The sequence below is a fragment of the Arthrobacter sp. YAF34 genome (assembly GCF_052113245.1).
In the GTDB taxonomy this organism is placed as follows: Bacteria; Actinomycetota; Actinomycetes; order Actinomycetales; family Micrococcaceae; genus Arthrobacter.
Window position 1 is genome coordinate 131221 of sequence record NZ_JBFRCV010000007.1, and the last position, 14355, is coordinate 145575.

Sequence of the window (14355 nt, forward strand, 5' to 3'; positions counted from 1 at the left end):
TCAAAAGCAACTTCACAAGAGTATCCGATCATGGGCCCGGATGCGAAATCGGCTGCGGGGCCGATCAGACCAGCGAGTCCTTCCAGGCGCCGTGGAGCCGGGCGAACGCGCCGCCGTCGCCGATCAGCTGCTTGGGCGTGCCGTCTTCGACGACGCGCCCGTCGTGCACCACCAGGACCCGGTCCGCGGTCTCCACGGTGGAAAGCCGGTGGGCGATGATGAGGGCGGTCCGCCCGGCGCCCGCGGCGCCGCCGGGTCGGGCTTCCCCCGTGCGGGCCTCCCCCGTGCGGGCCTCCCGCGTGCCGGCCTCCCGCGTGCCGCGCAGTAGGCCCGCGAGGCCCTGCTGGACCATGCGTTCCGAGGGGATATCCAGTGAGGACGTCGCCTCGTCCAGGATCAGGACGGCCGGGCGGGCCAGGAACGCCCGGGCGAAGCTGATCAGCTGGCGCTGTCCGGCGGAGACGCGGCCGCCGCGCTTGTTGACGTCGGTGTCGTAGCCGTCGGGAAGTTCCATGATGAAGTCGTGCGCCCCCACCGCCCGGGCCGCGTCCTCGATCTCCGCGCGGGAGGCGTCGGGCCGGCCCAGCGCGATGTTGTCCGCCACGGACCCACTGAACAGGAACGCCTCCTGGGTGACCATGACGACGTTCCGGCGCAGGTCCTCGGTCGAGAGCTGGCGCAGGTCCACGCCGTCGAGCGTGACGGACCCGGCGGAGACGTCGTAGAAGCGCGCGATCAGCTTCGCGAGGGTGGACTTGCCGGCCCCGGTCTGCCCGACGAGCGCGACCGTCTGGCCGGCGGGGATGTGCAGGTCCAGCCGCAGAATGATGACCGGGCCGTCGCCGTAGCGGAATTCGACGCCGTCGAAGTCGATGCTGCCCCGCGCGTCCTGCAGGGCCACCGGTGTCTGGGGCGGCCGGACCGTGGGGATTTCCTCGAGCAGGCCCGAGACCTTTTCCAGGGCCGCCTGGGCGCTTTGGAAGGAGTTGTAGAACATCGCCATCTGGTCCACCGGCTGGAAGAAGCGTTTGGTGGACAGGATCAGGGCCAGGAGCACGCCGACGGCGAGGTCGCCGCTGAGGACCCGGAAGCCGCCGGTGAGGAGCACGACGGCGACGCTGACGTTGCCGATCAGCACCAGCCCGGGCTGGAAGACGCCGTTGAGGTTGATGGTGCGCACGGTGGCGCGGCGGTACTCCTCGGAGAGCTCGGCGTAGCGCGCGGCATTCTCGCGTTCCTTGCGGAACGTCTTGACAGCCCGGATTCCGGTCATGGTCTCCACGAAGTGCACGATCAGCCGGGCCGAGACAACCCGGGATTCGCGGAAGGCCATCTGTGAGTGCTTCTGGTACCAGCGGGTCAGGAAGTACATCGGGACGCCGGCGGCCAGCACGAGCACCCCGCTGCGCCAGTCCAGGGCGAATATGGTGATGGCCGTGAACGCCATGAAAAGCATGCCCGAGGCCAGCGAGCTGACGCCGGAATCCAGGAGTTCGCGCAGGGCCTCCAGGTCCGAGGTCTGCCGGGCGATGATGCGCCCGGAGGTGTATTTCTCGTGGAATTCCAGGCTCAGCCGCTGGGTGTGGCGGAAGACCCGGACGCGGAGGTCCAGCAGCATGGCCTGGCTGAGCCGTGCCGTGGAGGTCACGTAAAGCGCGGTCAGGCCGGCGGTGGCGACGGCCGCGGCCACATATGCGACGCCGGCGAGCATCAGGGGAAGGCTGTCGCCGGCGCGCAGGGCCGGCAGGGCGTGGTCGATGCCGAAGGCGATCAAGGCCGGCCCGGCCACCCGGGTGGCCTGGGACAGGACGACGGCGATGATCGTCAGCCAGAACCGGGCCCGGACGGGACGGATCAGCGAGCCCAACAGGGCCAGGGAGCGCCGCCGGACAGCCTGGCTTTCGCTCCGGCTGAGGTTGGCATTGTCCTCGTTGGCGGTGCCGAACGTTGCGCTGCTCATCGGGAAATCTCCTCGGACTGGTCCTCGAGGGCGGACAATTCTGAATCCAGGTCCCGCGGTTCCGTGTCGAGGCTGGCGATCACGTAGCGGTAGTGGCTGTTCGTGGCGAGCAGTTCCGTGTGGGTGCCAACCGCGGCGATCCGGCCGTCCTCGAGCAGGGCCACCCGGTCGGCCAGTGCAACTGTGGAGGGCCGGTGGGCCACGATCAGCGTGGTGGTGTCCGCGAGGACCTCGCGCAGCCGTCTCTCGACCAGCTCCTCGGTGTTCACATCAAGTGCCGAGAGCGGGTCGTCCAGGACCAGTACGGCCGGTTTCGCCGCGATGGCGCGGGCCAGGGCGATGCGCTGGCGCTGGCCGCCGGAGAGACTGAGGCCCTCCTCGCCGATGAGGGTATCCACCCCGTCCGGCAGGGAGTAGGCGAAGTGGGCCTGGGCGACGTCGAGGGCTTCAGCCAGGGCCGCCTCGCGGCCTTCCGCTGACCCGGCGTCGGGCGCGCCGAGCAGGACGTTATCCCGGACGGAGCTGGAGAACAAGGTGGTGTCTTCGAACGCGACGGCAACCACCGTTCGCAGATCCTCCACCTTGAACTCGCGCAGGTCCACGCCGTCGATGGTGATGGCTCCTTCGGTGACGTCGTAGAGGCGGGGGACCAACTGAAGCAGGGCGCTCTTGCCGCTGCCCGTGATGCCCACGAGAGCCATGGTTTCGCCGGGCCGGACGTCCAGGGTGATGTTCCTGAGGATCGGCTTGTCCGGGGCGTCCTCGAACGCGAAGCCGGCATCGCGGAAGCTGAGGGCGCCCTTGAGTTCGGCCGGCCGGCGCGGCTGGTCCGGGCTGGTGATGGTGTTCTTTGCGTCCATGACCTCGAAGTGCCGGTCCACCGCGGTCTTTGCGGTGAGGGCCATCGCCAGCAGCAGGCCGCAGAACTCGACCGGCGCAGCAACCACCGCGGCGGTGGCGAAGAAGGCCACCAGGGACCCGATGGAGAGCTGATCCGTGGAGGCGAGCAGGATCCCGACGACGAGCCCGGCACCGAGGGCGAGCTCGGGCAGAAGCGTCACGACCAGGCTGAAGGTAGCCAGGTGCTTGGCTTTGGCGATCTCGGTCTGCCGGAGTCCCTCGGCCTGTTCGTTGAAGTTTTCCAGTGCCTCGCGGCTGCGGCCGAACGCCTTCAGGACACGGATGCCGTGGACTGATTCCTCGACCGTCGTGGCAAGGTCACCGGCCTGGTCCTGGCTGCGGCGGGCCACCTTGCTGAACCTCGTGCGGAAACGGAACCCGTAGATCATGATCGGCACGGCGGCGGCAAGGAATATCAGGGCCAGCTGCCAGCTCATTGCGAACATCACCGCGACGCCGATCAATACGGTGAGCGTGGTGACCACCAGCATGATGGCGCCGAAGGCCATCCAGCGGCGCAGGAAGTTCAGGTCTGTCATGGCGCGGGAGAGCAGCTGGCCGGAACCCCAGCGGTCGTGGAAGGAGACCGTCAGGTCCTGGAGGTGCCCATAGAGGGAGACCCGCATTCGGGTCTCCACGGTGGTGGCCGGGTTGATGACGAACTGGCGGCGCAGGGCTACGAGCCCGGCCTCGGCGATGCCCAGGACCAGGATCACGAGCGAGGCGGTCCAGACTGCTTCTGCGCTGCCGCCGGGTTTGAGGGATTCATTGACCAAGACACGGAGCACCTGGGGGATGGCCAGCGCCACGACGCTTGCCAGCAGCGCGCTGAGCAGGCCCATGACCAGCCGCGGCAGGATGGGCCTGACGTGCGGATAGAGACGGCTGATGGAGGTGAAAAATGAACTCTGCTTGGCCATGCCTGCTTCTTAGGACGCGCGTGCGTAGATAGCACCATTGAATGTAGTTTCCTGTAGCAACTACCCTAGGCCATGAAGTGAGCGGATTCACACGGTCTGGATTAGTCCCCTGATCTGGCCCAGTCATTACGATCCGCAATGGAGACAGGGTACCGCGCCCCGTGCCCCGCGGGACATGTCCATTCTTTGCGCTGGCCCCGGGGGACATGTCCAGTCCTAGCGCCAACCACGAGGGGACATGTCCAGTCCTGGCCCCTAGGAGTGGACACTGTGCCCTTATGCCCACTCTTCGCGATGAGGGGAGGGCATGTCCCGCGGAGAGAAGGGCCACGGGAGGACATGTCCATCCCCTGAGCCGGCCGGCGGACTGGGACTTAGGTTCGGGAGGTCAGCGTGAGCAGGACGGCTTCGGGCCGGCAGGCGATGCGGACCGGGGCGAAGCGGGAGGTGCCGATGCCGCCGGAGACGTTGACCGGCGTCGTGCTGCCGTTGACCTCCCACGTATGCAGGCCCCGGGCCCGCCAGGTGGGAAGGTCGCAGTTGGTGACGAGTGCCCCGTAGCCCGGAACGCAGATCTGGCCGCCATGGGTATGGCCGGCCAACAGGAGGTCGGCTCCGGCTTCGGTGAAGTGGTCCAGGACGCGCTGGTAGGGGGCGTGCGCCACGGCGACGCGCAGGTGCGGATCGGCGTCGCGACCCTTGGTGCCGCGCGGCCAGCCGGCGTACCGTTCGAGGCCCAGGTGGGGGTCGTCGACGCCGGAGAAATCGAAGCGCATGCCTTTGAGCACGACGGACTGGCAGCGGTTGGTCAGATCCACCCAGCCGGACATGCCGAACTCGGACCGCAGCCGGGGCCAGTCGAGTTTCTCGGGGTCTTTGCGCTGGGCGGAGGGGCCGCGAAAATATGAGGCCGGATTCTTGAAGCTTGGGCCGAAGTAGTCGTTGGAGCCGGGAACGAACACGCCCGGGAATTCCATCAGGGGACGCAGGGCCGCCACGAGGGGGTCTATGGCCTTGGCATGGCTGAGGTTGTCGCCCGTGTTCACCACGAGGTCCGGCCGCAGCTCCGCCAGCGAGGACAGCCACTTGGCCTTCCGGTGCTGGCCCGGGACGAAGTGGATGTCGGAGAGATGGAGGATCCGGAACGGGCCGAAGCCGGCCGGCAGGATGGGGAGAGTTTCCTCCCGCAGCACGAACTGGTTCTTTTCCCACAGGCCGTAGCCGGTGGCGGCCGCCCCGGCCGCCGTTCCGATCGCTGCGGTCACGGCAAAGCCGCGTCCGATGCTTCGGACGCGGCTTGCCAGATCATTCCCCTGGGTCATGGCTTCTTGGGATTCGTCGGCTTCGGAGCCGGAGCCGGTGCCGGCTTCGGAGCAGGAGCGGGAGTCGGCGCCTGTGACGGTGCAGGCGCCGACGTCGGTGCCGGTGCCGGTGCCGGTGCCGGGTTCTGCTGAGCCGGAGGCACAAAGTTGTTGTTGTTGTTGTTCCCGCCGTTGTCATAGCTGGGCTGCTGGTACGGGTTGGAGTCGCCCAGCAAGTTCGACGGGGGCTCCGGGAACGGATCGGTACCGTGCGACGGGGCGATCGCGGCCATGAACTTGGAGAACATCGGCCCGGCGATCATGTACCCGTCGATGCCCTGGTAGAACTGGCCGTTCACGGTGATGTTCTGTCCGGAACGCAATTGGTTGCCGAGGGGATCGCCGAACCAGGCGGCCGTGGCCAGACCGGTGGTGTGGCCCACCACCCAAGTCGACCCGTTGTTGTTCGAGGTACCGGTCTTGGCCGCGATCGGGAAGTCGGTCTTGGTGGAAATGCGGGGCTCAATGAGCGCACCAGAGCCGCGGTTCAGGACTTCCTGCAACGCGTAGTTCACCCCTCGGGCGACCTCGGGCTTGATGGCGTCCCGGCAGTCCGTGTCCTGGGCGGGCAGCTTGGCGCCGGTTGCGTCCGTCACGGAGGTGATGGCGATGGGTGCGCAGTACCGGCCGTCGTTCGCGAAGGTGGCGAAGGCGCTGGCCATGGTCAGGGGGGCGGTCTGGGTGGAACCCAGCAGGTTGCCCACGTAAGACATGTTGATCTTTGGGTGTGGTTCGAGGATTTTGCCGGTGCCCTGCTCCACGGTGGGCAGGCCGGAGTGCAAGCCGACGGAGTCAATGATCTTTTGGATACCGCAAAAGTCGAGCTGCGCGGCGGAGGCGAAGGTAATCGTGTTGATCGAGTTGTAGAGGCCCTTCAGGACCGTCATGGGCCTGTAGTAACCCTCTTCGGCATTCTGGAGGTCTTCCGCGATGCCCGGGTCCGTGGCATGTTCCGCCGTGCTGTAGGTGCCGGTGGTGGTGCCGCAGGAGTTCTTCCACGGGAAGCCCGTGGGGTACTCGCGCACGCTGCCGTCCACCACGGTGTTCATGGATTTGCCCTCGTTCAGCCATTCGGCGAACGTAAACGGCTTCATGGTGGAGCCGGGTTGGAAACCGCCCAGGCCGTTGAGGTCATTGCCTCTCTCGTCATACTTGTCGACGTTGAAATTAAGCTCGGTGTCGAACTTTCCCTTGGCCGCAAGGAACGAGGTGTTTTGGGCCATGTTGGTGATCTTGCCGGTTTTTGGCTCCACGGAGACCAGTGCGGCGCCCCATTTGTCCGGATTGGCGCCGGCTGCAGCGTCCACCTGGGCCTGGGCCACGGACTGGGCTTTGGGTTCCAGGGTGGTCTTGATGGTCAGGCCGCCGCGGAAGATCCTCCGCTCGCGCTCGGCGGCGTCGGCGCCGTAGGCCGGGTTGTTCATGAGCAGGTGCACCACGTAGTCGCAGAAATACGGCGCCGTCGACGCGTAGGGGCAGCCCTGGTGGGGCTGGGTGACCTTGGTTTTCACCGGCGTCGCAACCGCAGCGTCGTAGTCAGCCTGCTTGATCTTGCCTTGGGTGAGCATGGCCTTGAGCACTAGATCGCGCCGGACCTTGGCGTTATCCGGGTGGGTAATCGGGTCGTAGTACGAAGGGCTGTTCACCACGCCGGCCAGCAAGGCGGCCTGCGGGAGAGTCAGATCCTTGGCCGTGGTGCTGAAGAAGAATCTGGAGGCGGCCTCGATGCCGTAGGCGTCGCGGTTGAAGAACACGATGTTCAGGTAGCCCTCAAGGATCTGATCCTTGGAGAACTTCTTCTCCAGCGCGATGGCCAGCTTCATTTCGCGGAGCTTGTCACCGACGCTCTTGTTGACGCCGTTGAGGAGGACCTGGTCACTCTTGCCCTCGGCCTCGAGCGAGGAGTTGATGACGTTGTTCACATACTGCTGCGTGATGGTGGACGCGCCCTGCTTCTGGCCGCGCGCGGTGCTGACGAGAGCGCGCAGGATGCCGGTGGTGTCCACGCCGCCGTGCTCGTAGAAGCGGTTGTCCTCGATGGCGATGATCGCGTTCTTGATGTTGGGGGACATCTGGTCCAGCGAGACACGGGTGCGGTTTTCCGTGTAGAGGTTGGCGATGACGCTGCCGTCGGCGGCGAGGACGGTGGTCGCCTGGCTGGGCGGATCGACCTTCAGCTCGGCCGGGAGCGTGTCAAAGAACTGGATGGATCCACTCGCCGCGCTGCCGGAAACGGCCGCCGCGGGGACCAGGAGGCCCGCCACCAGAACACCGCAAATAGCGCTCACGCCCAGGAAAAGAATGATCTTTCCGAGGGTGGTGGCCGTGTCGAATAAAGGGTTCTTGCCAGTCGCCATGTTTTCCACTTTACCGGCAACGACTAGGCTTTATGTCATGACCAAATGGGAGTACGCCACGATTCCGCTCATTATCCATGCCACAAAGCAGATCCTGGACCAGTGGGGCGAGGACGGCTGGGAGCTGGTCCAAGTTGTTCCCGGCCCCGACGGAAACGGCCTGGTTGCCTATCTGAAGCGGGAGAAGCAGTAGCCATGAGCACCCCCTCAGAAGCAGTCCCGGCCGGATCTGCGAGCCCGGAAAACCTCTCCGACACCGCGGCCGCCACGACGCCCGGCGCAGCGAGCCAGGCTGGCGGCGCGGGCGCGTCGTCCGCCGTCGAACAGCGCCTGGCCGAGCTGGGCCTGACGCTCCCCGACGTCGCGGCCCCGGTGGCCGCCTACGTTCCTGCCGTCATTTCCGGCAACCACGTCTACACCTCGGGCCAGCTGCCTTTCATCAACGGCAAGCTTGAGGCCACCGGCAAGGTGTCTGCCGGCTCGGAAGGCGCCTCGGCTGAGTCCACGGTGTCCCCGGAAGCAGCCAAGGCCTACGCCGCGGTCTGCGCCGTCAACGCCCTCGCGGCCGTCAAGAGCGTGATCGGGGATCTGGACCGCATTACCCGGATCGTCAAGGTTGTCGGGTTCGTGTCCTCCGATCCTTCCTTCACCGGCCAGCCCGGTGTCATCAACGGCGCCTCGGAGCTGCTGGGCCAGGTGCTCGGCGACGCCGGCCAGCACGCACGTTCCGCCGTCGGAGTATCCGTCCTGCCGCTCGACTCACCTGTTGAAGTCGAACTGATCGCCGAATTCGCCTAGAAGGCCGGTCACTTCTTTGCCTCAGTTAGCACGCCGCCTGTTCGTTCTGCCCCCCGACCTCGAAGGAGCAGCCCGCAGCTGGCTTGAACATGGAGAACGCACGCCCCGCGCGCCGCGTTTCGCCTCCTCAGTGGTCCTCCTGCGGGACTCGCCCACAGGCCTGGAGACCTGGCTCGGCTATCGGACCGGGTCCTCCCCGCTCGGCGTCCTCGCCTTCCCCGGGGGGTCGCTGGAAGCGTCCGACGGTGACGCCGTCGGTTGGCTTGGTCCGACGCCCCAGCATTGGGCCGAGCAGATGGGGACGGCCGACGTCGGGCTGGCCCGCCGCCATGTGGTCGGCGCCATCCGGGAACTGTTTGAGGAGACCGGGATCCTGCTGGCCGGCCCGGACTTGTCCACCACGGTGGAGTCGACGTCGAGCGCCGAATGGATGCGCGCCCGCGAAGCCGTGGCGGATCAGGAAAAATCCTTCACCGACGTGCTCGCCAAGCGCGGGCTCTCGCTGCGCACGGACCTCCTCAAGCCGCTGGTCAACTGGCTCAGCCCCGACTTTGCGCATCGCCGGTTCAACACCCGCTACTTCGCCGCCACCCTGCCCGTGAACCAGCAGCCTTCGTTGCTGGCCAGCAAGGGCGTCTGGGGCCGGTGGGTGTGCGTTCGCAGGGTCATCGACGAGCGGGACACCACCCTGCTTGGCGATGAGGCGGGCCAGGAGAACACCGTGGGCCGGACCCTGGGCGAACTCCTGGTGCCGGGCTCGGAGATCATGCTCGAGAAGATGGCCAAGGCCAACGGCTGCATCGCCTACCTCAGCTACAAGCGCAAGGCCCACGTGTACCAGCCGAAGCTCGTCGAGGAAGACGGCCGGCTCATGCTCGAAGTCGAGGCCGCCAAGACGGTCGCCGGCGAGCCGCAGCGGGAGCGCTAGGTCCGCACAGGGCGGCCTGCGGGCCGGCAGCTGGAGCGCCTGGTCCGCACAGGGCCGCCTGCGGGACGTGGTTGGGCCTGCAGGCGCGGGACATGCCCCTCCCTGGACTTCGCGACTGGACATGTCCCTTCCTGCCGCGCGTTAGCCTGGCGACATGTCCTCCGGGGGCTCCGGCGCTTGGACATAGTGGCATTATGCCCAGTCCTCGTTGCCAGGACTGGGCATGTCCCGTGGGGGAGTCAGCCCAGCCCACCCACCCAGCCAGCGAATTTGCCGGCCGGCTCCGGCGCAAAGCCAGAAGGCCGGTCCCGTCCGGGACCGGCCTTCTGGCTTGCTGCTGAGTTTTCCTAGCGGGAACGCTGGCGCAGGCGCTGCATGTCGAGAATGACGACGGCGCGGGCTTCCAGGCGCAGCCAGCCGCGCTGCACGAATTCGGCGAGGGCCTTGTTGACCGTTTCCCGGGAGGCGCCGACCAGCTGGGCCAGCTCTTCCTGCGTCAGTTCGTGGGCAACCAGGACGCCGTCGGTCGCCGGGCGGCCGAAGCGGTCGGCCAGATCCAGCAGTGCCTTGGCCACACGGCCCGGCACGTCGGAGAAGACGAGGTCGGAGAGCGAATCGTTCGTGCGGCGCAGGCGGCGTGCCAGAGCCTGCAGGAGCTGGGCCGAAACCTCGGGCCGGGTGCGCAGCAGCGCGTTCAGGCTTTCGTTCTTCAGTCCGGCGAGACGCGTCTCGGAAACGGCGGTTGCCGTGGCCGTCCGCGGGCTGGGGTCGAAAAGTGCCATTTCGCCGAAAAGCTCGCCCGGGCCGAGAATGGCCAGCAGTGATTCGCGGCCGTCCGGTGACGTGCGGCCCAGCTTCACCTTGCCGGAGACGATGAAGTAGAGCTGGTCACCCTGGTCGCCTTCCCGGAATACCGAGGCACCGCGTGAAAGGTCCACCTCGGTGAGTTCGTCCGTCAGCAGACGGAACGCCTCGTCGTCGAGCGTGGCGAAAAGGGGTGCGCGGCGCAATACCTCGATATCCATGAAATCTCCTGACTAGCTGTGTCGGCTGGGTCGCTTCAGCCATTCTTTCAGAATTTTGGCGCTTCTGTGACGTAGTTGGCAGCGAAACGCCCGAAGGACCCGAATGCTCACGGTCCGGGAAGACGCCGCCGATCCCGGCGCGCCCGCAAGGCCGACGGCTAATCGGCAAACGTTCAGCTTACACCGCTAGAATCATGGCTGAACTGTCTGTAAGGAGCCCCGGTGTTTGGCTTGACCATTTTGGACCTGGTGTTGGTTGTGGCGCTCTTGTCCTACCTGATCCATGGCCTTCGCAACGGCTTCCTGGTGACCCTGGGAGGCATCGCCGGCTTCGCCGCAGGCGCGGTCGCGGCCTTCGTGTCCGTTCCCATTGTCAGCGGGCTCGTGGAGGACAGCGGCTGGCGCCTGACGGCGATTGTTGCCACAGCCGTCCTGCTGATGATCGTGGGGAACGGCCTCGGCACCATGATCGGGCGGCGGATCCGCAGCGTGGTTCCGTTCAGCCCCCTGCGGGCGGCGGACCGCCTGGTCGGGGGCGGCGTGAACGTGGTGGTGTCCGCCCTGGTGATGTCGATGCTGGCGTTCAGCATCGGAGCCCTGGGCGTGCCGTTTGTTTCCCAGCAGCTCGCCGAGTCCAAGGTCATCGGATTCATCGATGGCGTGACGCCGACGCCGGTCAAGGCGTCGATGGCGCAGTTGCGGTCCGCCGTGATCGGCGAGGGCATACCCACCCTGCTGGACGGCTTCGGCCACGGCCAGCCCGTCGCAGTCCCGAACACCAATACGGACACCCCCGCGCTGAACACGGCCGCCGCGTCGGTGCTGAAGATCGCCGGTACTGCTTACCAGTGTGGTCAAAACCAGACGGGAACCGGCTTCGTGGTCGCCCCCGGGCGCGTGGTGACCAACGCCCACGTGGTCGCCGGAGTCGACCAGCCCGTAGTGGAGACGCCTGGCGGCGGCGCCCTGCCCGGACGCATTGTGTACTTTGACACCAAGCATGATCTCGCCGTCGTGGCGGTCGACGGCCTGCAGTCGACGCCGCTTCCCCTGACATCCGACCTGCCGTCCGGCAGCTCCGCGGCCTTTGCCGGCTACCCGCACGGCGGCCCCTTCCAGTCCAAGCCGGCCAGGGTGCAGGACATCACCACCGTGCTCGTCCCGGATATATACGGCAACAATGCCGCCCCCGAGGACGTGTACCGGATTGCCGGGGACGTGCAGCCGGGCAACTCCGGTGGCCCGCTCCTGACCATGGACGGCCACGTGGCGGGCGTGGTTTTTGCCAAGGCGACCACCGAGTCCTCGCTCGGGTTCGCCATCACCATGCATGACCTCCGTCCGGTTGCGGAGCAGGCGCCCGGTTTGGGCAGCGCCGTCTCGTCCGGGCAATGCGTCAAGAAATAGCCGCTTAGCCCAACGCCCGGCCGCCGGCTAGAGCCAGTCCAGGCTCAGCCCTTGTCCGCGTCCAGACCGGCGAGGTATTCCACCGCGAAGCGGTAGCCCATGATCCCGGCGCCCGCGATCACGGCCTTGCTGATGTCCGACAGGTAGGAATGGTGCCGGAAGTGCTCGCGGGCATGGACATTGGTGATGTGCACCTCGACAGTGGGCACGGCGACGGCGGAAATGGCGTCCCGGATGGCCACGGACGTGTGCGTGTAGGCGCCGGCGTTAAGCACGATTCCCACCGCCTTCCCGCGCGCGGCGTGGATGGCGTCCACGAGGGCACCCTCATGGTTGGACTGGAAGCACTTGACGTCCAGGCCGTGCGCCGCGCCGGCGTCCTTGACGAGCTGTTCGACATCGGCCAGCGTCGCCGTCCCGTACTTTTCGGGCTCCCGGGTGCCGAGCAGGTTCAAATTGGGTCCGTTGAGAACCAGGATGGTGCCGCGGCCGGCACCGTTGGCGGAGGTGGCTTCAGTCATGTCTGCCAATGTATCGCGCCGCAGGCCGCACGCGCTGTTCGTTACTGCCGCAGCGCCGGTACGAACCGGCGCTGCGGCAAGGTCTGACGGCTATTTCCTCAGTGACTGCGCGATCTGGGCCATGACGGTGTTGTCGGCGAGCGTGGTGGCGTCGCCAACCTCGCGGCCTTCGGCGACGTCTTTGAGCAGGCGGCGCATGATCTTGCCGGAGCGGGTCTTGGGCAGTTCCGGCACCACGAGGATGGTCTTCGGTTTGGCGATGGGGCCGATCTCCTTGCTGACGTGGTTGCGAAGTTCCTGGACGATGGCATCGCCGGTGTCCACGGCGTCCCCGCGCAGGATCACGAAGGCCACGACCGCCTGGCCGGTGGTCTCGTCGGCGGCGCCCACGACGGCGGCCTCGGCGACCGCGGGGTGGGAGACGAGGGCGGATTCGATTTCCGCGGTGGACAGGCGGTGGCCCGAGATGTTCATGACGTCGTCGACGCGACCCAGCAGCCAGATATCGCCGTCCTCGTCCTTCTTGGCACCGTCGCCGGCGAAGTACATCGTCTCGAAGCGGGACCAGTACGTCTCCTTGAACCGCTCCGGGTCGCCCCAGATCCCGCGGAGCATGGCCGGCCAGGGTTCGCGGATCACCAGGAAGCCGCCGTGGCCGTTGGGCACGGTCTCGCCGAGTTCGTCCACGACGTCCACGGCGATGCCGGGGAGCGGGACCTGGGCCGAGCCGGGCTTGGTGGCCGTGACGCCTGGCAGCGGGGCGATCATCTGCGCCCCGGTCTCGGTCTGCCACCAGGTGTCCACGATCGGTGCGGGGTTTTCCTTGCGTTCGCCGTTCCTGCCGCCGTTGCCGCCGATAACCTCGCGGTACCACATCCAGGCCTCCGGGTTGATGGGTTCGCCCACCGATCCCAGCACGCGGATCGAGGAGAGGTCCGATCTGGCGGGAATCTCTTTGCCCCACTTCATGAAGGTGCGGATGGCGGTGGGGGCGGTGTAGAGGATGGAGACTTTGTACTTCTCCACGATCTCCCACCAGCGGCCCTGGTGCGGGGAGTCCGGCGTGCCTTCGTACATGACCTGGGTGGCGCCGTTGATGAGCGGGGCGTAGGCGACGTAGGAGTGCCCGGTGATCCACCCGATGTCGGCGGTGCACCAGTAGACATCGGTCTCGGGGTGCAGGTCGAAGACCGCCTTGTGCGTGTAGGCGCCCTGGGTGAGGTAGCCGCCGGTGGTGTGCAGGATGCCCTTGGGCTTGCCCGTGGTGCCGGAGGTGTAGAGGATGAACAGCGGGTGCTCGGCGTCATGCCCGACGGCGGTGTGCTCGGCGGACGCGGCCCCGACGGTGTCCGTCCACCAGTGGTCCCGGCCCTCGTGCCAGTCCACGTCCTGGCCGTTGCGCTTGACCACCACGACGTTCTGCACGGTGTGGCCGTTCCCGTCCCCCTCGTGGGACAACGCGTCGTCGACGGCCGGCTTCAGGGGGCTGGGTTTGCCGCGGCGGTAGGTGCCGTCGGCCGTGACGACGAGCTTGGCCCCGGCGTCGTCGATCCGGGACCGCAGGGCCTCGGCAGAGAAACCGCCGAAGACCACGGAGTGGATCGCGCCGATGCGGGCGCAGGCCAGCAGGGTGATGACGGCCTCGGGAATCATGGGCAGGTAGACCGCGACGCGGTCGCCCTTGGCCACGCCCAGGGACTCGAAGGCGTTCGCGGCCTTCTTCACTTCCTCGGTCAGCTGCGCGTAGGTGTAGGTGCGGGTATCTCCCGGCTCGCCCTCGAAGTAGATGGCCACCCGGTCCCCGTGGCCGGCCTCGACATGCCGGTCCAGGGCGTTGTACGCGGCGTTGACCTCCCCGCCGACGAACCACTTCGCGAACGGCGGGTTGGACCAGTCCAGCGTCTGGGTGAAGTCTTTGGACCAGCTCAGCAGTTCGCGGGCCTGCTTCGCCCAGAACGCGGGACGGTCGGCGTCGGCCTCGGCATACTCGCCCGCCGTGACCACGGCGTTCGCGGCGAACTCGGCCGAGGGCGCAAAACGGCGGTTCTCTTGGGACAGGTTTTCGAAGGCGTCGCCCTGAGGCGCCTGCATTGCCGTGGATCCGGGAGTCTGCTGGGACATGGTGAACCTCATCATTCATCGATCCGGGCTCAGTGGATGTCCGTGGCGTCCGCGCGC

General features: G+C 67.0%; 11 protein-coding genes. 4 read left to right on the top strand and 7 right to left on the bottom strand.

The genetic code is table 11. The features are described from left to right. Positions 1-64: 64 nt before the first annotated feature. The 4 genes from AB4Y72_RS10610 to AB4Y72_RS10625 form a co-directional block, all read right to left on the bottom strand. Positions 65-1960 (bottom strand): ABC transporter ATP-binding protein, encoded by a 1896-nt coding sequence (locus AB4Y72_RS10610; RefSeq protein WP_441426123.1) that lies wholly within the window; start codon positions 1958-1960, stop codon positions 65-67. Continuing rightward, a complete protein-coding gene (locus AB4Y72_RS10615; protein ID WP_441426124.1) occupies positions 1957-3780 on the bottom strand; it encodes an ABC transporter ATP-binding protein in 1824 nt (607 codons plus the stop codon). The genes AB4Y72_RS10610 and AB4Y72_RS10615 overlap by 4 nt, the downstream gene beginning before the upstream one ends. A gap of 374 nt (positions 3781-4154) precedes the next feature. Continuing rightward, positions 4155-5102, bottom strand: coding sequence for a metallophosphoesterase (locus AB4Y72_RS10620; RefSeq protein WP_441426125.1), 948 nt, complete (start codon positions 5100-5102; stop codon positions 4155-4157). After that, positions 5099-7498, bottom strand: coding sequence for a transglycosylase domain-containing protein (locus AB4Y72_RS10625; RefSeq protein WP_441426126.1), 2400 nt, complete (start codon positions 7496-7498; stop codon positions 5099-5101). Before AB4Y72_RS10625 ends, AB4Y72_RS10620 begins: the two co-directional genes overlap by 4 nt. Positions 7499-7535: 37 nt before the next feature. Here AB4Y72_RS10625 and AB4Y72_RS10630 point away from each other — a divergent pair, with 37 nt between their 5' ends. From AB4Y72_RS10630 to AB4Y72_RS10640, 3 genes are read left to right on the top strand one after another with little or no spacing between them, the layout of a single operon-like run. After that, the gene (locus tag AB4Y72_RS10630) at positions 7536-7691 is read left to right on the top strand and encodes a DUF4177 domain-containing protein (protein ID WP_009359196.1); all 156 of its coding nucleotides are present in this window, start codon (positions 7536-7538) and stop codon (positions 7689-7691) included. 2 nt (positions 7692-7693) lie between these two features. Further along, complete coding sequence (locus AB4Y72_RS10635) at positions 7694-8296, top strand: RidA family protein (protein WP_441426127.1); 603 nt, start codon at positions 7694-7696, stop codon at positions 8294-8296. A gap of 16 nt (positions 8297-8312) precedes the next feature. Continuing rightward, the gene (locus tag AB4Y72_RS10640; protein WP_441426128.1) at positions 8313-9224 is read left to right on the top strand and encodes an NUDIX hydrolase; all 912 of its coding nucleotides are present in this window, start codon (positions 8313-8315) and stop codon (positions 9222-9224) included. 347 nt (positions 9225-9571) lie between these two features. Here the strand turns inward: AB4Y72_RS10640 and AB4Y72_RS10645 are convergent, their stop codons facing one another. Further along, complete coding sequence (locus AB4Y72_RS10645) at positions 9572-10249, bottom strand: Crp/Fnr family transcriptional regulator (RefSeq protein WP_011693220.1); 678 nt, start codon at positions 10247-10249, stop codon at positions 9572-9574. Between the two features lie 222 nt (positions 10250-10471). Between AB4Y72_RS10645 and AB4Y72_RS10650 the strand changes: the two genes are divergently transcribed. After that, the gene (locus tag AB4Y72_RS10650) at positions 10472-11656 is read left to right on the top strand and encodes a MarP family serine protease (protein WP_441426129.1); all 1185 of its coding nucleotides are present in this window, start codon (positions 10472-10474) and stop codon (positions 11654-11656) included. Positions 11657-11700: 44 nt separating this feature from the next. Here AB4Y72_RS10650 and aroQ read toward each other — a convergent pair whose 3' ends face one another. Continuing rightward, entirely contained in the window at positions 11701-12177 is a 477-nt protein-coding gene (gene aroQ / locus AB4Y72_RS10655) for a type II 3-dehydroquinate dehydratase (protein WP_441426130.1), read from the bottom strand. 90 nt (positions 12178-12267) lie between these two features. Beyond that, positions 12268-14298, bottom strand: a complete 2031-nt coding sequence (gene acs / locus AB4Y72_RS10660; RefSeq protein WP_441426131.1) for an acetate--CoA ligase — start codon at positions 14296-14298, stop codon at positions 12268-12270. Between the last annotated feature and the right edge of the window lie 57 nt (positions 14299-14355).